Genomic DNA, 20,638 nt, shown 5'->3' with positions numbered 1-20,638 from the left:
GCAACTTTTAGGGTTACGAACGATACTTTCGGCTTGAATGAACCGAGGCCCCTTGATGAGAAATGACACCCGCCTTTCGCGCATGCTCCACGTGCTGATCCATATGGGTCGCCATGAAGAGCGCGCCACCTCGGAAACCATCGCGCAGATGCTCGGCACCAACCCGGTGGTGGTACGGCGCACGCTCGGGCTGCTCAAGGAAAAGGGTTACGTCCGTTCGGAAAAGGGCCATCAAGGTGGCTGGAGCCTGGGCAAGCCGTTGAGTGAAATCACCCTGCTGGAGATTCACAACGCCCTGGGTACACCCTCGATATTTGCTATCGGTTTGTCCACCGACCACCCCCAATGCCTGGTAGAACAAGCGGTGAACGCCGCGCTGACGCAGGCCTTCGAGCAAGCCCAGGCGCTGCTGCTGGAGCGCCTGGGCCAAGTCACATTGGCGCAACTGGCCGAGGATTTTGATGAGCGCTATCGCCTGGCGATGCTGCCTTAGCGTTGGGTGGGGATGCGGATATCACCGTCGCGGCACTGGGTTTTCACACTGCGCGGGCAGCCGGTTAACGCCAGGTCCTTGGTCAGGCACACCCGCACTTCCGAGAACACCTTGCCTTTGCAGATCACCGCCAGCCCATGGTTGCCCATGCGCGGGTTGCTCTCGCGAAACAGCGCCTCGATCTCACGGGCCTGCAATGCGGGCGGCGTATTGAACGGTTGTAATTGCTGCGGAATGCTCACCACGCCCAGCGCCTCATCGGTCTTTTGCAAATAGGCCAACGGCTCCAGGCCGCTGCAGGTGCCATGCTTGGCCCATTCGTGCCTGAGCAACGAACGGGTCGGGAACAATGCCGCGCCTTTCTCGATGTCTTCACGGCTCAACTGTGTCTGCGGCGAGCACGACGCCGGCCACCCTCCCCGCGCGTACTGCGGCCACAAGCCGTGCAACACAAACCCATAGCCCTTGCCTGAACACTGTTCGTTGTCCGGGTGCGTCAGGCAAAAGGTCGGCGACCACGACAACGACAACACATAAAAATCAAACTCCCCCGGCGTGCCTTGGCTACGCGGGGCCGCCATTGCACTGGTGGCCAGGACGAGCCACACCGCTATCCAGTATTTCATCCGTCTATTCCTTGGAAAAAGAACACCCTATCGTGCCTAGCCGGGGTGATGGGGGTTACGTTGTAGCACCTTGTCCAGGATCCGATCGGTCTTAAGCGCCTCGATGGCCAACGACGGATGCTCGGCTTCGCCGCGAATATGCGCGTTCATCGCCACTACGTGATGCCACTGGATATGCGCGTGGCACGGTACTTCCAGCACCTCCTGCGTCTCGCCTTCAAGATGCAGGGGCTGGTCCTCAAAGACCGAGAACTGGATACGCCCACGGCTGCCGATCAGTTCCACCCGGTCTTCACGACGGTCCGCCACAAAGTTCCAGCAGCCCATGCCCAGCGCGCCGGACGCAAAGCGCCAGCTGGCCGTCACGGCATCTTCCGCCGCGTAACGGCCTTCCTGACGCGAGGTGTAACCGGACACTTCGATGATATCGCCGGCCAGGTACTGGAACAGGTCAAAGCCATGGCTCGCCAGGTCGGCAAAATAACCGCCCCCGGCAACGCTCGGGTCTGTGCGCCAGTTGGCGGCATTGGCATCGTGGGCAGCCGGTGGTTTGCACAGGGTCCAGGTCAGGTGGCGCAGCTCACCGATACGCCCATCTCGCAGCCAGTCGCGCACTTGCTGGAAGCGCGGCAGCGAACGGCGGTAATAGGAAACAAACAGATGCAACCCGGCACGTTCGAACGTGCGCTGCATCAAGGCGCTCTGCTCGGCATTCAGCGACATCGGTTTCTCGACGCAGCAATGCTTGCCGGCCGCCGCCACCATCAGGCTGTATTCGAGGTGACTGTCGGGCGGGGTGGCGATGTAGACGGCGTCCACTTCAGGGTCGTTGATCAGTGCCTGGGCGTCGGTATAGAAGCGTGCAATACCGTGGCGTGCCGCATAATCACGCACAGCTTCTTCGCGGCGCCCCATCACGGCCACCAACGCCGAACCTGGCGCTTTGTAGAAAGCGGGTCCACTCTTCAACTCAGTGACACTGCCACAGCCGATCATGCCCCAGCGTACGGTGCTCATCTGCTCTCCTCGTGCGTTTTGATCAATCGGGCAGTATCCACATCCCCACACGTCAGCGCCATAACCACTTAGCATGACAATTGCATTACACTTTTATGACACTCATCCCGCTGCGGGGCACAGACGATGAAAATAAGGGCCACGGTCATTTGCGAACACGAGGGGCATATCCTCTTCGTGCGCAAGGCCAGATCGAAATGGGCGCTGCCGGGTGGCAAGGTCGAACGCAATGAGCGCCCGGTCGGCGCGGCTGAACGCGAGTTGGAAGAAGAAACCGGATTGAACGTGGACGGCTTGTTGTACTTGCAGGAGCTGAAAGCCCGCGACACCGTCCATCACGTGTTCGAAGCGTCGGTGGTGAACATCGCCGATGCAAAACCTTGCAATGAAATAATCGATTGCCAGTGGCACCCCTATGGCGCCATGGATGATCTGGACACCACCGACGCCACCCGACACATCGTTAAATCCTTTCTACGTCGCCTGTAGTTCAGCGCTTTGGCCACTGGCCAACAGACCTCGCTTCACCCCGCCATTCTCTTTCTGCCGTTCGACAAAGGACCTGACGAACGCGGCAGCGGCTGCGTGCGCCACCGGTACGGCCATGGCTTGGCGGATGGTCATGAAATCGTCCTGCACCAAACGCCTTTGCGCGGTGATCTGGGTTTGCAGGAAGTCCCGCACCCCTGCCGCCGCATCCAAACCTTGTTCGATAAACAAATCCACCGCTGCGGCCGAGGTCGGCGCGCGTACCAATTCGGCATGCTCGACCGTTCGGCTCAAGTACAAATCGTAGGCCGCGCCCTGACCGACGGCGATGCGTCGGCCCGGCGCATCCAGTTGTGCGACGTGCGTAAAAGGTGAGTCCGCTGCCACCAGATACGTGCCCTTGATCGCCACATACGGCGCGCTGAAGGCGATTTCCTTTTCACGCACCGGCTCGATAGCCAGGAACGCCACGCGCCAGACGTCCTCGGCCAAGGCCGCGAATACCTTACCCGCCGCCTCAAACGTGATGAACTCCAATTCGACACCCAGCTCTGCAGCCAGCGCCTTGGCCAGCGCCACGGAAACACCCTGGGGCTCTCCGTTCGTACCACGTTGCGCCAGCACCGGGTTGCCAAAGTTGATGGCGGCGCGCAGCACGCCATCGGGGGCCAATTGTTGCAGTACGCGGGTGTCAATCATCAAGCGCTCCTTGGCGGGTCCGTTGCACGGTCTTGCGGATCACAAACGGCAGCACGCCGCCGTGCACAAGGTAACCAAGCTCTTGCAGCGAGTCGAGGCGCAACACCAGACTGCATTGGGTGAGACCACCGTCGACGCGATCGATCTGCAGCGTAATCGGGTTTGCACCCACCTGCAGGTTATCCAGGCCGAGGAAGGTCAGGCGCTCGCTGCCGTCGAGTGCCAAGTCCTGCACGGTTCCCCCATCGTTGAATACCAGCGGCAACACCCCCATGCCGATCAGGTTGCTGCGATGAATGCGCTCGATGCTGCGCGCCACCACCGCCTTGATGCCCAGCAGACTGAGGACCTTGGCCGCCCAATCGCGGCTGGAGCCAGCGCCGTAGTTGATCCCGGCAAACAGCACAGTAGGCGTACCCACGTAGCTTTGCGCAGCCAGATACAGCGGCTGATAGTCCGTATGGTCGGCGTTCCACGCCCACACGCCTTGGCGCGGCGCTTGCGTTGGGTCCAACAGGTTGTTCAGGCGCGGGTTGGTAAAGGCGCCACGCACCATCACCTCGTGGTTGCTGCGCCGGGTCGAGTACTGGTTGAAATCCGCCTCGGCCTCGCCCCTTTCACGCAGCCAGGCACCGGCCAGGCTCTGCGCCGGGATGGTGCCCGCCGGGGAGATATGGTCGGTGGTGACGTTGTCGCCCAGCACCACCAAGGCCTTGGCGTTACGTACCGAAAGACGCGGCACCGGCAACGGCTGTACGTCCGCCAGGTACTGCGGGCGGCGTAGATAGGTAGAGCCGGGATGCCAGGCAAACTGCACGCTGCCTTCGGCCTCCAGCGTCTGCCAGTGATGCGTGCCCTGCCAGAGCAGCTCACTGCGTTGCTGGAACAGCGCCGGGCGCACTACTTCGGCGACTTGCGCGGACACTTCGGCATCGCTGGGCATCAGCTCATGCAGGTACACCGGCCGGCCCTGGGCATCCAGCGCCAGCGGTTGACTGGACAGGTCGATGTCGATGCTCCCGGCAATCGCATAGGCCACGCACAGCGCGGGCGATGCCAGGTAACCGGCCGGTACTTTGGGGTTGACCCGTCCCTCGAAATTGCGATTGCCCGACAGCACCACCACGCCCTTTAGCCCCTGCTCGGCGAAGGCCTCCACATGCGCTTCGAGGCTGCCGGAGTTACCAATACAAGTCATGCAACCAAAGCCCGCCAAGTCAAAACCCAGCGCGGCAAAATCCTCCAGCAAGCCTGCCGCTTCCAAGTAGTCCGCCACTACCCGTGAGCCCGGCGACAGCGAGGTCTTCACCCACGGCCTGCGCCCCACGCCACGTGCCCGCGCATTGCGCGCCAGCAACCCGGCCTGGATCATCTGCGCCGGGTTGGCGGTGTTGGTGCAACTGGTGATCGCTGACATTACCACCGCACCATGGGTCAGCGGCGCATCAAACGATGGTGCGAAAAACTGCTGACCGGCCTCGCCCTTCACGTGCTGGTGAAACGAGGCACCGGCCGCCGCCAGCGACTGACGCTGATGCGGCCCGGCCACGCTCGGTTCCACCTGCGCCAGGTCCAGCTCGATCAATTCATCGAACTGCGGCTCGGGCTCCCCTTCCTGGCGCCACAACGACTGCGCCGCCATATAGGCCGTGACCTTGGCCAACAACGGCTTCGGCCGCGCGCTCAACTCAAGGTAAGACAAGGTCTCGTCGTCAAACGGGAAAAACACCACCGTCGCGCCATACTCCGGCGCCATGTTCGCCACCGTGCCTCGCGCCGCCCAACTCAAGGACGCCAACCCCGGCCCCGTGAACTCGACAAACTTGCCGACCATGCTGCGCCGACGCAGCGACTCGGTCACGGTCAGCGCCAAGTCCGTCGCCGTTACGCCGGGACGCAAGGCATTGCTGACACGAATCCCCACCACCTGCGGGAACGGAATCGGCACCGGCTCGCCCAGCATCGCCGCCTGCCCTTCCAACCCACCCACACCCCAGCCCAACACTCCGATGGCATTGATCATCGGCGTGTGGCTGTCGGTGGCGACCATGCAGTCCGGGTGCAGCAGCACGCCGCCGTCGGACGCAGTGCTCTCCCAAACGACCTGTGCGACGGACTCCATGTTCATCTGGTGGATGATCCCCGTGCCCGGCGGAATCACGTTGAAGTTGTCCAGACTGGCCTGGGCCCACTTGATAAAACGGTAGCGCTCGCTGTTGCGGCGAAAGTCGATGTCCAGGTTGGCCTCTACCGCACCCGCTTCGGCGTAGTGCTCGACAATCACCGAATGATCGATGGTCAGCACCGCCGGAATCGCCGGGTTCACCGCCATAGGGTCACCGCCGAGTTCCGCCACCACATCGCGCATCCCGGCAAAGTCCGCCAGGGCCGGCAGGCACGTGGTGTCGTGGAACATCAGGCGGTTGGGCTGGAATGGCACCTCGCAATCAGGCCCGTGTCCGGTGGCGCGCGAAAGCACGGCAGGCAATGAGGCCGGGGCACAACGGGCGATGTTTTCCAGCAGGATGCGCAGCGAATACGGCAGCCGGTGCAATTGCGCTGGCGTCAGCAGCTTATGCAGGTCGATATAGGCGTAACGTTGCCCGTCGATGTGCAAATGGTTGAGAAAGGTGCTCATAGCTGCGCAAAAACCCGTTCGATACGGACCAGGCCCCACTCCAGTTCGTCGCGGGTGATGGACAACGGCGGCGCGATGCGCAGCACATTTTCGTGGGTTTCCTTGGTCAGCAAACCTTCGGCGAGCAGGGCTTCGCAGATGGGACGTGCGTCGCGGTCCAGCTCCACGCCGACCCACAGCCCACGCCCGCGAATCTCCTGGATCGCAGGGGAATTCATCGCCTTGAGACGTTCCACCAGGTAATGGCCGAGCTGCGCGCTGTTGTCGATCAAACCTTCGTCCTCGAGCACGTTCAGGGCTTCCAGGCCGATGGCGGCGGCCAGCGGATTGCCACCGAAGGTCGAGCCGTGGCTGCCGGCATCAAACAGATCCATGATCGAGTGATCCGCCAAAAACGCCGACACCGGCATGATCCCGCCGCCCAGCGCTTTACCGAGGATCAGCGCATCCGGGCGAATGCCTTCATGCTGGAAGGCAAACCACTTGCCGGTACGGCCCAGGCCCGACTGGATCTCATCAAGGATCAGCAAGGTATTGGTCGCGTCGCACAGTTTTCGCAGCTCGCGCAGAAACCCGGCCGGTGGCACGCGAATACCGGCTTCGCCCTGGATGGGTTCGATCAATACCGCGCAAGTGTCGGCGGTGATCGCCTGGCGGAAACTCTCGATATCGCCAAAGCGTGCCTCGGTAAAACCGTTGCAGAACGGGCCGAAGTCGGCCTTGTAGTCCGGCTCGGAGGAGAAGCCGACGATGGTCGAGGTGCGCCCGTGAAAGTTGTTGTCGGCTACCACGATCTTCGCCTGGTTTGCAGCGATGCCCTTGACCCGATAACCCCAGCGGCGCGCCGCCTTTATCGCGGTTTCCACCGCTTCGGCACCACTGTTCATTGGCAGCGCGGAATCGAAGCCGCTGAGGCGGCACAGCGCCTTGAGGAAATTGCCCAACGGCTCGCTGTAGAACGCGCGCGACACCACGCTGATCTTGTCGATCTGCGCCACGGCGGCGGCGCGGATGCGCGGGTGCACATGACCGTGGCTGACGGCGGAATAGGCCGACATCATGTCCAGATAGCGCTTGCCGTCATCGCCAATGGCCCAGACGCCCTCGCCCTTGACGATGACCACCGGCAGTGGCGAATAGTTATGGGCGCAGAATTGGTTTTCGAGGGTGATTGCCGGGTTGGAGTGCATGGAGAGTCCTGCCTAGTAGGTATCTGATCAAGCGCTGAGCAGCTTGCCGCTGCGAATCGGTTTAGCCCCGGAGACGCGACCCAGCGGGTCCCCCGGTTTCACAAACCGCACATCACGGCGCATGTACAGCACACCGGTGTTGTGACTGTTGACCGTGACGGTCTTGCCGCTGTGAGGGTCGACGATATCGAACAGCGCCTGCCCTGCTTCGATCCGGCTGCCCACCGCCGCACGGTGCACCAGCACCCCGGCACTCGGTGCGTAGAACTGCTCGCTGCCCGCCAGCGGCGTGGCTGGGCTGCGCAGCGCTGGTAACGGGCGTGGCGTGCCTTCGATGGCACCCAGGTGAGTCAGGTAATCGATGATCGCGGTGGCGTCATGGTCCGCCAGCTCGTAAGACACATCACGCTGGCCACGGTGCTCGACCGTCACTGCGATGCTGCTGTCCGGGATCGGGAAACGCGCGCCAAAACGCTCACGCAGGTTGACCCACAGCAGGTACAGCGCTTCGTCGAAGGAATTGGCTTGGGAGTCGGTCGCCAACAAGGTCGCCTCGGCACCGATGTAACGGGCCAGCGGCTCGATGGTCGGCCACACCGCCTCGCCGGTGTAGAGGTGCATTGCGGCTTCGCGGGAGCAATGCAGGTCGAGCACGATGTCGGCATCGTGGGCCAGCAGCATCAGCGTCTGTTGCAGCGACTGGTACTCATCCATCGGCTGAGCGGCGCGCAGGCACTCACCCCAGGCCTGGCGGATCAGCGCGCGGTTGGCGTCGATGTCCTGGCCGAGCCGGAACTCGATTTTTTCGGCGATGGCCTGATAAGGCACCGGGAATCCACGGTTGTAGTTGCGCCCGCTGCCCAGTTCAAAACGGCCACTGGGCGCACCCAGGATGTATTGGCCCAGGCCGGCCGGGTTGGCGACCGCCACCAGCACGATCTGCGCGTTCATGCGGCCGGCATTTTCCAACACTGCGAGTTGCCGGCGCAGATGCGCTGCCACCAACATCGCCGGGGTTTCATCGGCATGCAATGCCGCCTGGATGTAGATTTTCCGACCTGCACCCACTGCACCGTAATGCTCACTCTCCACGTGCCTGTGGGTACCTTGTGTCGCTTGCAGCAAGGGGTGTTGATTAAGTTTCATAACGCAGAAGTCTCGATATTCGAGTGACGGAACTTGAGAAAATACTAACGAGACCGGGTGATCGCCTGTAAGGGCGGCCGGGGCTATCTTGATCTGCAAAACCGATCAGCCCAGGCCGCCCCACCTGTGGTTACCAGAGCGCCAGGGTGTAGCCCAGCAGCACGCGGTTTTCGTTGACGTCGTTGTAGAAGTTGCCCTTGGCCAGGGCGTTGCGCCAGCGCATCGACACGCCCTTGAACGGGCCGGTCTGCACCACGTAGCTGATGTCCAGGTCGCGCTCCCATTCACGACCTTCGCCGGTGAAGCCGATCACTTCAGCCGAATCACCCTTGGCGTATTTGATGCCGAACAACAGGCCCGGCAGGCCAAGGTCGGCAAAGTTGTAGTCGTAGCGCGCATGCCAGGCGCGTTCCTTGGTCTGGGTGAAGTTGGTGAACTGGTATTCGGTGAACAGGTAGCTGATGGAGCCATCAAGGTAGGTGAACGGCGTGGTGCCGTACTGCTGCTGGAAGCCGCCGCCGATGCTGTGACCGCCGTACTGGTAGGTCAGGCGTGTACTCAAGGCCCGGTTATCAACGTTACCGGCCAGGCCCGCACCGTCCTTGTCGGCCTTGAAGTAGCGCACGTCGGTCTTCAGGTTGCCCGGCCCCAGGCCAAAGCTGTTCTTGAAGCCGCCATATTGCTGGTGGTAGATGCTGTCCAGCTCGGCATAGTGGTAGCTGAGCAAGGTGTTGGGCGTCAGCGAGTAATCACCGCCGGCAAAACGGAACTGGTCGCTCAGGGCCGTGCTTTTGTAGACCTTGCTGATGGTGGTCAGCTTCATGTCTTCGTAGTTGGTGGAGTCGCGGTCCTTGGCCTGGTCCAGTTGGCCGAGGCTGATCTTTAGGTTGCTGATGTCGTTGGATACCAGTTGCGTACCGCTGAAGGATTGCGGAAACAGGCGGCTGGTGTTGGGTTGCAGGGTCGGCAGGTCCGGCACCAGGTAACCCACGCGCAGCTCGCTCTTGGCCAAGCGGGCCTTGGCGGTGACGCCCAGTTTGGAATAGCTGTCGGAAGCGCGTTTGTCGCTGTCACGCTGCAGCAGGCCGGTGCCGGATTTGTCCGGACTGGAGTCGAGTTTCACGCCAAGCATACCGATGGCATCCAGGCCAAAGCCCACGGTACCGTCGGTAAAGCCCGACTTGATCCCCAGCAAAAAGCCTTGGGCCCATTCGGCACGCACCGATTGGCTGGCCTCTTCACGGTAGTCACGGTTGAAGTAGTAGTTCTTCAATTCCAGCGTGCCGCTGCTGTCCTTGATGAAGTCGGCATGGGCGGCGAACGGGATCATCCCGCTGCTCACGACGCCAACGCCGGTGATGAGTTGAGTCAGGGATTTTTTCATTTTTTTAGCTCCTGGCAGTGTGGGGTTTGGGGTGTTTTTATTGTTCTTCGGGCATGGCTTCGCCGTTCGCGCAAATCCGGGATTTGCGCGGCGGGTAAAGTCAGTCCTGGGTTACAGCGCTAGCGGTACGGGGCCCTGGCGGATGCGGTAGCCACCGTTTTCAAGCTTCTCCAAGGGGCTGGCGGCGGCCAGCAACTTGCGGGTGTAAGGATGTTGCGGGCGGTCGAATATTTCATCGCGGGCGCCCATTTCCACCACCCTGCCCTCGCTCATCACCGCCACCCGGTGAGCGATGCGCTCCACCGCCGCCAGGTCGTGGGAGATGAACAGGCAGGCAAAGCCGTATTGCGCCTGCAGGCGTTCGAACAGCTCCAGAATCTGCTTCTGGATGGTCATGTCCAACGCCGAAATCGGCTCGTCGGCAATCACCAATCGAGGATGACGCACCAGTGCGCGGCCAATCGCGACACGCTGGCGCTGGCCACCGGAGAGCTGGTGCGGGAAGCGGTCGACAAACTGCTCGGCCAAACCGATGTCCAGCAAGGTCTTGGTGACCCGTTCACGCTTCTGCTCGGCACTCATGCCGGGCACATGGCGCAACGGTTCGGCGAGGATGTCACCGATTTTCATGCGCGGATCGAGGGACGAGTACGGGTCCTGGAAAATCATCTGGCATTGCAGGCGATGTTCGCGGTTGCCGGACTTGAGAATGTCCACTCCTTCAAACTCGATAGCACCGGCACAGGCTTTGTTCAGGCCGACAATGGCGCGTCCAAGGGTGGTCTTGCCCGAACCGCTGCCGCCCACCAGCGCCAGGGTCTCCCCCGGTGCAATGGTGAGGTTGGCCGAATGCACCACGCGTTTGAACGCGGTGCGGCCCCACAGGCTGCGCGGGCCAGGATGCTCGATGCACACGTCCTTGACCGTCAGCAGCGGGCCGTCGGCCTGGGGCAAGTCCGCCAGTACCCCGCGACGCGGCAAGGCTTCCAGCAACTGCCGGGTGTAGTCGGCCTTGGGCGCCAGCAGGATCTGTTCGATGGTGCCCTGCTCCACTGCGCGGCCTTCACGCATCACCACCACCTTATGGGCGTAGCGCGCCACCAGGGACAGGTCATGGCTGATGAACAGAATCGCCGTGCCCTGCTCGCGAGTGAGGTCGAGCATCAGCTTCAACACGTCCAGCTGCGCCAGGCAATCCAGCGCGGTGGTGGGTTCGTCGGCAATCAGCAGCGCCGGGCGCAGCAGCATCACCGAGGCAAGCATGATGCGCTGGCGCATGCCACCGGAGAACTCGTGGGGGAACGCGCTCAGGCAGCGTTCGGCGTCCTTGATGCCGATATGGCCAAGCATCTCCAGGCTGCGTTCGCGGATCTGCGCTTCCGTCAGTTTGGCGTGCAGGCGCAGGCCCTCGGCCATTTGCTCGCCGATGCTCATGGACGGGTTCAGCGACACCATGGGCTCCTGGAACACCATGCCGATCTTGGCCCCGCGCAGCTCGCGCAGTTGCTCGGGCTTGAGGCTGTTGAGGTCATGGCCCTGGAAGCGCACCTGGCCGCCGCAGTGTTCCAGCGGTGGCGGCAACAGGCCGATGGCGGCGCGGGCGGCCATGGTCTTGCCGCTGCCGGACTCGCCCACCAAGGCGACGATTTCGCCGGGAGCGATGGTGAAGCTCAGGTCATTGACCGCCAGCGGGCCGTGGGCGCCGATGCGGATTTTCAGGTGATCGACTGCCAGTAATACGTCAGTCATGCTCATTTACTCATCCGTGGATCAAGGCGGTCACGCAAGGCGTCGCCGCACAGATTGAACGCCAGCAACGCCATGGCGATGCAGACACCGGGAAACAACCCCAGCCAACTGGCCGTGGCGATGTACGGCCGACTGGCCGCGAGCATGTTGCCCCAGGTCGCCGCCGGTGGCGGTACGCCCAAGCCGAGGAAACTCAACGAACTCTCGGCAAGGATCGCCCAGCCGAACATGCTGGTGGCCAGCACGCACACCGGCGCGACGCAGTTCGGCGCGATGTGACGCAGCATGGTGTACAGCTCGGAATTGCCAATCACCCGTGAGGCTTCGACGAACTCTTTCTCCCGCAGCGACAGCACCGTGCCACGCATCACCCGCACCACCGACGGCGTATAGGCCAGGCTCAGGGCAAAGACGATGCCATACAGGCTCGGGCCGATGATCGCCATCAGGCCCAGGGCCAACAGGATGCCGGGGAACGCCAGCAACGCGTCATTGACCATCATCAGGCCACGGTCGACCCAGCCGCGCAGGAAACCAGCGAGCAAGCCGAGGAAGGTTCCGGCGATGATCGCCATGCTCACCGTCAGCACACTCACCCACAGGCTGGTGTGTGCGCCGATCATCAGGCGGCTCAACACATCGCGGCCGTATTCATCAGTGCCCAGCCAATGCGCGGCGGTCGGCGCCTGCAAACGTGCCAGCAGGTTCAGCGCCAGCGGGTCATGGGGCGTCCACACCAGGCCGAGCGCGGCCATGATCAACAGCAAGCCCAACAGGAACGCACCGATCAGCGCGTTCAACGGCGGCACGCGCCAGGCCCTGGGGGCACGCATCGGTGCGGGCAACAGCACCTCGGGTGCAACAGGCAGTGGCTTATTCATAACTTAACCCTGGGGTCGAAGAGCGGGTACAGCAGGTCCACCAACAGGTTGACCAGCACATAGACAAAGGTCACCAGCAGCAGGCAGCCTTGCAGCACCGGGTAGTCCCGGGCGTAGATGGCGTCGACCATCAGGCGGCCGATACCCGGCAGGGTGAACACGGTTTCCAGCACAGCGATGCCGCTGAGCAGGTTGCCAAGGATCAGGCCGATCAGGGTCAAGGTCGGTGCAAACGAGTTGCGCAACGCATGGCGCCACAACACCGCCCGCTCCGACAGGCCCTTGGCGCGGGCATGGGTGATGTACTCCAGGCGCAGCACTTCGATGGCACTGGCCCGTGCCATCCGCGTGATCGCACCCAGTTCAACCAAGGTCAGGGTGACAATCGGCAGCACGATAAAACTCAAGGCCTGCCACGGCGATTGGCCGAACGACACATAACCCACCACCGGCAACCAGCCGAGCTTGATGCCGAAGGCATACAGCAACAGCAAGCCAAGCCAGAAACTGGGGATCGACAGCAACAGCGTCGCTGTCGACACCACGCCGAAGTCCAGCGCACTGTCCTGCTTCCACGCCGACAGCAAGCCCGCCGGCACCGCAATCAAGGCCGCCAACAACACCGACACCAAGACAATCCCGGCACTCATCTGGAACCGATCCAGGATCAGCGGCAACACCGCCTCATTGGTGGTGATCGAATGCCCAAGGTCACCGCTGAGCACCGCCTTGAGCCAGATCACAAACTGCACCGGCAGCGGCTGGTCCAGCCCCAGGGACGCACGCGCCACCTCCAGGCTGTGGGCGTCGGCCATGTCGCCAAGCATCAGCAGGGCCGGGTCACCGGGCACCAGGCGGATGATCGCGAACACCATCAGCGAGATCAGCAGCAAGGTCGGCACAGACATCGCCAGGCGTTGGGAGATAAAACGGAACATCCTCAATTACTCCCGGCGGCGGGGACGCTGACGGTCCACAAGCGCGGCTTGGACACCGGCCACGTGCGCAGGCCCTTGACGTAGTCACGGCTGGCGGCAATCGCGTTGCCGTTGTACATCGGGATCATCGGCACGTCCTTGATCATCTGCTGGTGCAGTTGATCGAACAGCGCCTGGCGCTTGCTGATGTCACCTTCGCGCTGGGCTTCACGCAGCCACTCGCGGGCCTGGGGGTTGTCCCAGACCTTGCGTGATTCCTTGTCCTTGTCGCCGGTCATCGAGTCGAAACTCAAGGCCGGGTCGAGGCGCTCGGAGTACGGAAACGCCATCATCTGGTAGTTGCCGCTCTGGTAGCGCTCCAACTGCGTGCCCCACTCCAGGGTTTCCAGCTCCAGGTTGATGCCGCTGGCCTTGGCCATGGCCTGCACGAACACGCCCATGTCGAAGATCGCCGCGTAGCGTTTGTTGACGATCAGCTTGATCGGCTCGCCCTTGTAGCCAGCTTCGCGTAGCAGTTGCGCAGTCTTGGCCGGGTCGAAGGTGAAGCCCTGGTCTTCGACGGCAGTGTGGTAATGGCTGCCGCTGGCGACCATCGAGTTGTTGGCCTTGGAGCGACCGCCGGTGAGCGCCTCGACGATTTGCGCCGAATCCAGGGCATGGGCGATGGCCTGGCGCAAACGCACATCTTTAAGCAGCGGGTCGCGGGTCTGGAACAGCAAGGCATTGACCGACATGGTGCCGCTGGAAGTCACGCGCACGCCGGAATGGGCGGCCAGCTCTGTGGCGTCCAGCGGGGTGACATCAATCAGTAGGTCGACGTTTTTCGACAACAGCGCGGCTTTGGCGGCGGCCGGGTCCGGGATCACCAGCAGGCGCACGCGGTCCAGGCGGGTGGATTTGTTGCCGGTGTAGCCATCGGGCTCTGTTTCGTCGCGCGGGGTGTAGTTGGGGTTGCGCAGCAGCTCGACGTATTGGCCGGGCTTCCACTCACCCAGCTGGAATGGGCCGGTGCCGACTGGGGCTCTCCAGCTGCCGTCGGCGTTAAGCGAATCGGCGGACAGGATGCCGCTACCGCCACATTCAGGCAGTGCAGTGCTGGTCAGGAACAAGCCGTTGGGCTTGTCGAGAGTGAACACCACGGTGAGGGGATCCGGGGCGCTCATGTCGACGATCTTGGCGCCGCCATGCCCATCGAATTCTGGGGCGCAGCGCCATTGGGTCTTGGGATCGAGGAAGCGCTTCCAGGTCCACAGCACGTCAGCAGACGTCAACGCCTTGCCATTCTGGAACTTCACCCCGTCGCGCAGGTGAAAGGTGTAGCGCAAGCCGTCGTCGGACACCTGCACGTCCTTGGCCAGCAGCGGGCCAACGGTGGCATCTTCGCGGAAGGCTACCAGCCCCTCGGTGATGTGCATGATCACGGCGTCGGAGTTGGTGTCACGGTTCACACCCGGATCGGTGCTGCGGATGTCAGCGTTGAGCGCGACCTTCAATACGCTTTCAGCGTGGGCAGTGCCCACCAGCGCCGCAGACAAGGCGCCTGCCAGGATAAGAGTCTTGTTCATGGATAACTGCACCTTAAATGTTCCTTACGCATGGGGTTCGGACGCTGGCAGGACCCAAAAAGAGGCACGGCCGAACACCTGGAGAGTTGTTGTTGTTTTAGTCGCCTTCACGGTTGGCGAATGTTCCTAAACCGATCTTATTCTTCACGCAGCAAGCTTGAGAAGAACGCTCCAAGTGATCAGGCTCGGCTTTTCCGATCACCTGCCCAGCCTGTCCTGACTTGCCTCCAGCCTACCGAAAAATCAGGGCCTGGAGCCGTTTGCATGCGTTCAAAAATAATGAACCTGATCGGCAAAACCGATCTGTGCGCACCTGTAGCCATCAGATAAGCTGGCGGGCATTCAATGGTTTAAATGCTGAAACCTGAGGCAGTCCTTCATGACTCTCACCCATCTTCGTGCGTTCTGTGCCGTGGTCGAAAAAGGCAGCTTTCGCTCTGCCGCACGCCAATTGGACGTGGCGCAAAGCACCCTGACCCAGTCAATTCAGACCCTGGAAAAAGAACTCGGTGTGGTGCTGCTGCAACGCTCGAACCAAGGCATCAACCTGACCTCGGCCGGTGAAGTGTTCCTGGTACGCGCCCGCTCGATCACCCTCGACTGCGAACGCGCCCTGCTCGACCTGCAACCGTGGAAAGGCGAGCCCGAAGGCCATATCGACCTGGGCGTGACCTCCGAACCCCTGGCCGAACTGCTGGTACCGGTGCTGAGCAACTTCACCCAGCGCTTCCCGCGCATCCAAGTGCATGTGGCCAGCGGCACCACCAAGGGCCTGGTGGAAAAAGTCCGCGATGGACGCCTGGATTTCGTGCTGTGCCCGTTGGCGCCGAACGTCACCGATATCGACCTGTCCATCGACCGTCTCTACAGTTCCAGCGCGGGCATCATTGCGCGTAAAGGCCACCCGTTGGCCCAGGCCAAGTCGGTGCAGGAGCTGGTGGACTGCCAATGGATCAGCGTGCGCTCCACCGGCGTAATCGGCGGCGCGGAAAACCGCCTGGTCCAGCTGTTCCGCACCCAGGGCCTGGCGCCGCCGAAGATCGCCATCACCACCGACTCGCTGCTGGAAACCCTGCACATCGTCTCGGAAACCGACTACCTGACCATCGAGCCGCGCATGCTGCCGGGGATGAAGCTGTTCTCCAGCGCACTGACTACCATCGCCATCGAAGAACCCCTCGCGCCCCGTGATGTGTGCCTGATCAGCCGCCGTTCCGCGCCTCTCACCGGGGTCAGCCAGGAACTCACCAGCATGCTGATTTCCTATTCCCGGCTGGTGCACCGCAGCCGTTGATCCACCCTTTTGCCGAGCGTTTCCATGCCCCTGACCTCCTACGATGGTTTACCCCGCGCCAGCGCCAGCAGTGTTGGCGTTGACCCCGACCGCCTGATCGCGTTTCTCGACGAGGTCAAGGCCGCCGGCCTCGACCTGCACGGCTTCATGTTGCACCGCCACGGCCACGTCGTTGCCGAAGGCTGGACCTGGCCGGTGGACCCCAACGAACCCCGCGTGCTGCACTCCATGGCCAAGAGCTTCACCGGTTGCGCCATCGGCCTGGCCATCGAAGAAGGCTTTCTCAAGCTGGATGATCGCCTGGTCACCTACTTCCCCGACGAAGTGCCCGCCGACGCCGACCCACGCCTGGCCGACATGACCGTCGAACACCTGCTGACCATGCGCACCGGCCACGCCAGCAACACCTCCGGCTCCGTGTGGCGCGGCATCAGCACCAGCTGGATCGCTGAGTTCTTCAAGATCCCTTTGGCCTACGCGCCCGGCACCGAATACGTCTACACCAGCGCTGCCAGCTACATGCTTTCGGCGCTGATCAACCGCGTCACCGGGCAAACCTTGCACGACTACCTCAAGCCGCGCCTGTTCATCCCCCTGGATATTCACAACGAAACCTGGGACATCGGCCCCGACGGCGTGAACCCTGGCGGCAATGGCCTCACCGCCCCCGTGTCGGCGGCGCTGAAACTGGCAGTGCTGCACGCCCAGGACGGGCTCTGGAATGGGCAGCAAATACTGCCGGCCGCCTGGGTCCGCGCCGCCACCCAACCCCAAGGCGGGCCGGACAGCCGTTACGGCTACCACTGGATGATGAAACCGCGCCCGGCGTTCAGTGCGTTGGGGGTGTTTGTGCAGATGGCAGCGGTGTACCGCGAGCACAACGCAACCTTGCTGCTGGTGGGCGGGATGAAAAATTCGGCGGAAATCGTGCCCTCTATCGAGCGGCATTTTCCGGCGGTATTGGGTGAGGATCGCAGCGTGAAGCCCGAGGCGGATGCAAGATTGGAGCAGCGGTTAGCGAGTATGGCTGAGCGCCCTTCGCTGGTCTCGGACTGCAAGGCGCCGGAGGATTCGAAGCGCGCATTTGCCGTGGCCGAGAACAGCCTGGGTGTAAGCCAGCTGTCGTTCGAATTTTCAGGCGATGTCTTGACCTTCGAACTGACCGACGACGAGGCGACCCATCGCCTACAGATCGGCATTAACCATTGGCTCAACGGGCTCACCAGCATGCCCGGCCGTGCGTTGCACCATGGGTATGAATTCAAGGATGCGCAGATCGTGGCAGGTGCGCGTTGGCTGGATGAGACCACGTTGGAAATGACCTGGATCTATCCGCAGACGGCGTTTCGGGATCGGGTGGTGTGTGAATTCAAGGAGGGTGGCGTGAGCTTCGCTCGTACGGTGAATGTGAACAGTGCGGGGCGGGAGCAGGAAGTGTTGATGGGTAAATCGCTCTAAGCGATCCCTCCCCCTTGTGGTGAGGGAGCTTGCTCCCGTTGGGCTGCGAAGCGGCCCCACTCGCCGCACATCAATTTTTCAACTACACACCATAACCTCAAGTTTCAGTCTTGCTTCGATTGACTATCAAAGGCACCCATGTGGGATCTGAAGCCTGAACAGGACCCTATAGTTCGCACTACTTCACAAAAAACCTCCCGCAGTCATCGAACGGCATAATTTGGGTTGCGAGGTCAGGTGACCAAAAATCTTATTTTCCGTACGACCGGTGACCGAAAAAATGCATCAGCCTCCGGCGGACCATGAGGACCAGTTTAGATACCCATTAAACGTCACCGGATTTAGCCCGATTCAGCCCTGCCTGAAAATGGAGAGCACATTGATTGAAATGACGGACGCGAGCGAAATTAGACTAATTCATCAGGCGTGCTACTATTTTGCCACCCCAGAACGACAGCAGAATCAACGCATATGAAAGGATCATTCAAAAGCTTTGAAATCCCTGAGCCACAGCTACTGGAAGCTGCCTGGCGCAGCGAAAAAACCCTATTTGTATTTGACACGAATGTCTTGCTGAACTTGTACGGATACGAAGAAAGCACCCGACAAGATTTCTTTAAGATATTAGAAAAATTAAGACCCAATATTTGGATACCCCACCAAGTTGGCCTTGAGTATCACAGACGACGACTGGATGTAATAAAGAATGAAAAAAAGGTATTCAGGGAAATAAAATCCGAGCTAGAAAAAATACCCTCAGACATAGAGGCCAAATTCAACAGCACTTCATTGAGCAAGAAATTCCCCGAACTTAGCACTCACTTAAAGTCGCTAATCGAATCCATCCGAAAAGATGTCAAAAAATGCAACACCAAAATACAAGAGTGGGATAGCCGCCAACCTGATGTCAGGTCCAAAGATGAAATCCTTGATAAGATTGACGCCATTACACATGACAAAATTGGCTCACCTCCTTTAGATCAAGAGTGGTTAAACACCTTATATGCCGAGGGAGCAGAAAGATATAAAAAGAAGCTACCCCCTGGCTTTTGCGACAAAGATAAAGGAAAAGGTTCTCCTGACGACGCCAGCTTTATATACAACAACTTAAATTATGAGCGTCAGTACGGCGACCTCATACTCTGGAAGCAACTCATAGAGCATGCCATCCAGGCTAACATTGAAAGTGTCATCCTTATCACGGATGACACCAAAAAGGACTGGTGGCGCACTGTAGATTCAGCAGGCCTTAAAATAATTGGCCCAAATGAAGATTTAAAATCAGAAATCTACCGAGAAACAGAAGTCAGTCTTTTTCACATGTATACGTCTTCAGCTTTTCTTGTAGCAAGTAACAATATCTTGAAGGCAAACATTCCGGACCGCTCAATAGAAGATATCCAAGATAAAAATCGGATAGTTTTAGACCTAGAAAAATTCAAACCTGATGACTCCAGTGAAAAACTAGAGCCTGACCTTTCAAACACTTTAACGCCAAAAGAACTATTGGAGAAATACGGGAGGCCAGATCGGATTTTTGGAGGATCTAACCCCAACACTGATACCTTATCAAAAGACATGCTCTCCTCAGCACGTGATCATTGGAAAACCATTACACAGACCAGGCACCAACTTGAAGAGCTCCGCAGCCTAAGCATGCAAGATAGATTAAATGAAATCCAAGCATTGGACAGCCTCCAACAACTAAGAAGAATGGATGACCAGCTTAATCTCCGCTCACTCAGAGAAATAAAAAACCAGACAGAGCTAGGCGATATAGAAAATTTTCGCGAGCGAAACTTGAATTATACTCCAGACGAGATCAGCAGATTAATCCATCTCGAAGAACTTAGAAAGTTCAACCATTTCTTAAGAGCTCAAAAGAAGGATGAAAATCCAGAATAATCACTTTTATACTACCTAAGTACAGTTAAGAAGGTTTAATAAAGGGTTCAAGACAAAATCTCGATTTTTCTCTTCCCCTCGCAGGACGTTTCCGAGAAAATCGCGCGGGCTTGCGCCTCGCGAATCCGCTAGCTAGTCTTCGGCCGTCACTGCCAATTCAGTGACCGGGTTTAGCAGCCCGCCGATGACTAGGCGCAAAGCGCCACCTTTGACGGGGCGCTTTTTTTCGGCCCGACGCTTTATGGTGGCCGTGCGCAGGGCACTTTCGGGTGCGCCGGGTACTAGTCTCCGGTTCTGCTAACCTGCGCTCGGCCGCCACCCTTTGATCGTTTAGCAGCGATGGTGACGGCCTCTAACCGACTAGAGGTGCTTCACGATGGATAAAGTCATTCCCGATCCGCCATTCACGTTTTCTGATTCTTACAGCGCTCAGGCGCAGAAATATGCCGCGTACAAACGTGCATTGGACCACTATCTCTCCCCTGCCCCAGCGCCCGATACGGTAGAACCGATGCTGTTTACCGTTGCCCCTGAAACCAGCTTTGAAAGTGCATTGGTTCACACCAGTAGCTTGCTGCGCTGTGCCTCAGCGACCGCGCAAGAGGCTGGTGAGCGGTTAGAGGGGACGGAACAGACGCTGGTGATTTCAGTGCTGCATTTGGTGGATATGGCGCGAGCCATGGTAGATCGGGCTGTGGAGTGTATGCAGCCGCGTTGAATGGCTGTTGTGGTGGGCGGGCTTGTCGAATCGTTGCATCGCCCGGGCAGGCCTGCGAAGCGGCTCAGTAATTTCTCCGAGTTCCTTCAGGCAGAATGAGGTGGCTGGATTTGGGGCTGCTGCGCAGCCCAGCGCGGGACAAGCCCGCTCACCACATGAAAGCGTTAGAGCGCTTCCTAACCGTAGCACCGAGGCGTCTGCATCGCAGCGATGCGATGCGGCGACCCGGCAAGCCAGCTCCTACACCTACCTGCTTTTGATCCAACCACTCAGGTCGGCTACCAGGCCGCCGTGCTCTTGCTTTTGCTTTTGATCTTGATCTTGATCTCAGGCGCCCCGTCAAACACGCTGGCCGGAATTCGACAGGGATTTGGGGGGTAAACCGGCAGGGATGCCGGTTTAGCCGCCCCGCGCCATGGATGGCGCGTGGCGGCGGCCCCCCAAATCA

At 60.3% G+C, this 20,638-nt stretch carries 17 protein-coding genes; 6 read left to right on the top strand and 11 right to left on the bottom strand.

Translation table 11 applies throughout. The features are described from left to right. Positions 1-55: 55 nt before the first annotated feature. Positions 56-493 (top strand): Rrf2 family transcriptional regulator, encoded by a 438-nt coding sequence (locus tag ACP7EW_RS30475; RefSeq protein WP_426221771.1) that lies wholly within the window; start codon positions 56-58, stop codon positions 491-493. On the opposite strand, the gene ACP7EW_RS30470 is transcribed toward ACP7EW_RS30475, so the two are convergent. Continuing rightward, positions 490-1,119, bottom strand: a complete 630-nt coding sequence (locus ACP7EW_RS30470; RefSeq protein WP_426221770.1) for a ribonuclease T2 family protein — start codon at positions 1,117-1,119, stop codon at positions 490-492. The genes ACP7EW_RS30475 and ACP7EW_RS30470 overlap by 4 nt on opposite strands. A gap of 36 nt (positions 1,120-1,155) precedes the next feature. Further along, positions 1,156-2,136: a Gfo/Idh/MocA family protein gene (locus ACP7EW_RS30465; RefSeq protein WP_426221769.1), complete on the bottom strand. Its 981-nt coding sequence runs from the start codon at positions 2,134-2,136 to the stop codon at positions 1,156-1,158. Between the two features lie 126 nt (positions 2,137-2,262). Here ACP7EW_RS30465 and ACP7EW_RS30460 point away from each other — a divergent pair, with 126 nt between their 5' ends. Next, on the top strand, positions 2,263-2,625 hold the full coding sequence (locus ACP7EW_RS30460; protein WP_095016581.1) for an NUDIX hydrolase: 363 nt from the start codon (positions 2,263-2,265) through the stop codon (positions 2,623-2,625). Here the strand turns inward: ACP7EW_RS30460 and ACP7EW_RS30455 are convergent. From ACP7EW_RS30455 to ACP7EW_RS30415, 9 genes are all read right to left on the bottom strand, one after another. Beyond that, a complete protein-coding gene (locus ACP7EW_RS30455) occupies positions 2,611-3,324 on the bottom strand; it encodes a transporter substrate-binding domain-containing protein (protein WP_426221768.1) in 714 nt (237 codons plus the stop codon). The genes ACP7EW_RS30460 and ACP7EW_RS30455 overlap by 15 nt on opposite strands. After that, entirely contained in the window at positions 3,317-5,962 is a 2,646-nt protein-coding gene (locus ACP7EW_RS30450; protein WP_426221767.1) for an aconitate hydratase, read from the bottom strand. The genes ACP7EW_RS30455 and ACP7EW_RS30450 overlap by 8 nt, the downstream gene beginning before the upstream one ends. Then, positions 5,959-7,152, bottom strand: a complete 1,194-nt coding sequence (rocD, locus tag ACP7EW_RS30445; RefSeq protein WP_051422206.1) for an ornithine--oxo-acid transaminase — start codon at positions 7,150-7,152, stop codon at positions 5,959-5,961. Before rocD ends, ACP7EW_RS30450 begins: the two co-directional genes overlap by 4 nt. 27 nt (positions 7,153-7,179) lie before the next feature. Continuing rightward, complete coding sequence (locus ACP7EW_RS30440) at positions 7,180-8,298, bottom strand: succinylglutamate desuccinylase/aspartoacylase family protein (RefSeq protein WP_426221766.1); 1,119 nt, start codon at positions 8,296-8,298, stop codon at positions 7,180-7,182. A gap of 130 nt (positions 8,299-8,428) precedes the next feature. After that, positions 8,429-9,682, bottom strand: coding sequence for an OprD family porin (locus ACP7EW_RS30435; protein WP_426221765.1), 1,254 nt, complete (start codon positions 9,680-9,682; stop codon positions 8,429-8,431). Between the two features lie 111 nt (positions 9,683-9,793). Next, positions 9,794-11,437 carry an ABC transporter ATP-binding protein gene (locus ACP7EW_RS30430; RefSeq protein WP_426221764.1) on the bottom strand — a complete coding sequence of 548 codons (1,644 nt, stop codon included), beginning with the start codon at positions 11,435-11,437 and terminating at the stop codon, positions 9,794-9,796. After that, positions 11,434-12,312, bottom strand: a complete 879-nt coding sequence (locus ACP7EW_RS30425) for an ABC transporter permease (protein ID WP_426221763.1) — start codon at positions 12,310-12,312, stop codon at positions 11,434-11,436. The genes ACP7EW_RS30430 and ACP7EW_RS30425 overlap by 4 nt, the downstream gene beginning before the upstream one ends. Further along, positions 12,309-13,250 (bottom strand): ABC transporter permease, encoded by a 942-nt coding sequence (locus ACP7EW_RS30420; protein ID WP_033902298.1) that lies wholly within the window; start codon positions 13,248-13,250, stop codon positions 12,309-12,311. The genes ACP7EW_RS30425 and ACP7EW_RS30420 overlap by 4 nt, the downstream gene beginning before the upstream one ends. Positions 13,251-13,252: 2 nt before the next feature. Continuing rightward, a complete protein-coding gene (locus ACP7EW_RS30415) occupies positions 13,253-14,815 on the bottom strand; it encodes an ABC transporter substrate-binding protein (RefSeq protein ID WP_426221762.1) in 1,563 nt (520 codons plus the stop codon). Between the two features lie 379 nt (positions 14,816-15,194). Here ACP7EW_RS30415 and ACP7EW_RS30410 point away from each other — a divergent pair, with 379 nt between their 5' ends. The 4 genes from ACP7EW_RS30410 to ACP7EW_RS30395 all read left to right on the top strand — a co-directional run bounded on the left by ACP7EW_RS30410 (position 15,195) and on the right by ACP7EW_RS30395 (position 20,190). Further along, complete coding sequence (locus ACP7EW_RS30410; protein WP_028616574.1) at positions 15,195-16,109, top strand: LysR substrate-binding domain-containing protein; 915 nt, start codon at positions 15,195-15,197, stop codon at positions 16,107-16,109. 24 nt (positions 16,110-16,133) lie between these two features. Next, positions 16,134-17,567 (top strand): serine hydrolase domain-containing protein, encoded by a 1,434-nt coding sequence (locus tag ACP7EW_RS30405; protein WP_426221761.1) that lies wholly within the window; start codon positions 16,134-16,136, stop codon positions 17,565-17,567. Positions 17,568-18,038: 471 nt separating this feature from the next. Continuing rightward, positions 18,039-19,472 carry a PIN-like domain-containing protein gene (locus ACP7EW_RS30400; protein ID WP_426221760.1) on the top strand — a complete coding sequence of 478 codons (1,434 nt, stop codon included), beginning with the start codon at positions 18,039-18,041 and terminating at the stop codon, positions 19,470-19,472. Positions 19,473-19,848: 376 nt separating this feature from the next. Then, the gene (locus ACP7EW_RS30395; RefSeq protein ID WP_426221759.1) at positions 19,849-20,190 is read left to right on the top strand and encodes a DUF6124 family protein; all 342 of its coding nucleotides are present in this window, start codon (positions 19,849-19,851) and stop codon (positions 20,188-20,190) included. The last annotated feature ends 448 nt before the right edge of the window (positions 20,191-20,638 follow it).

Origin of the sequence: Pseudomonas sp. DWRC2-2 (assembly GCF_049897885.1) — a bacterium.
Classification (GTDB): domain Bacteria; phylum Pseudomonadota; class Gammaproteobacteria; order Pseudomonadales; family Pseudomonadaceae; genus Aquipseudomonas; species Aquipseudomonas azotoformans_A.
This window is presented reverse-complemented; position numbering and strand designations above follow the sequence as displayed.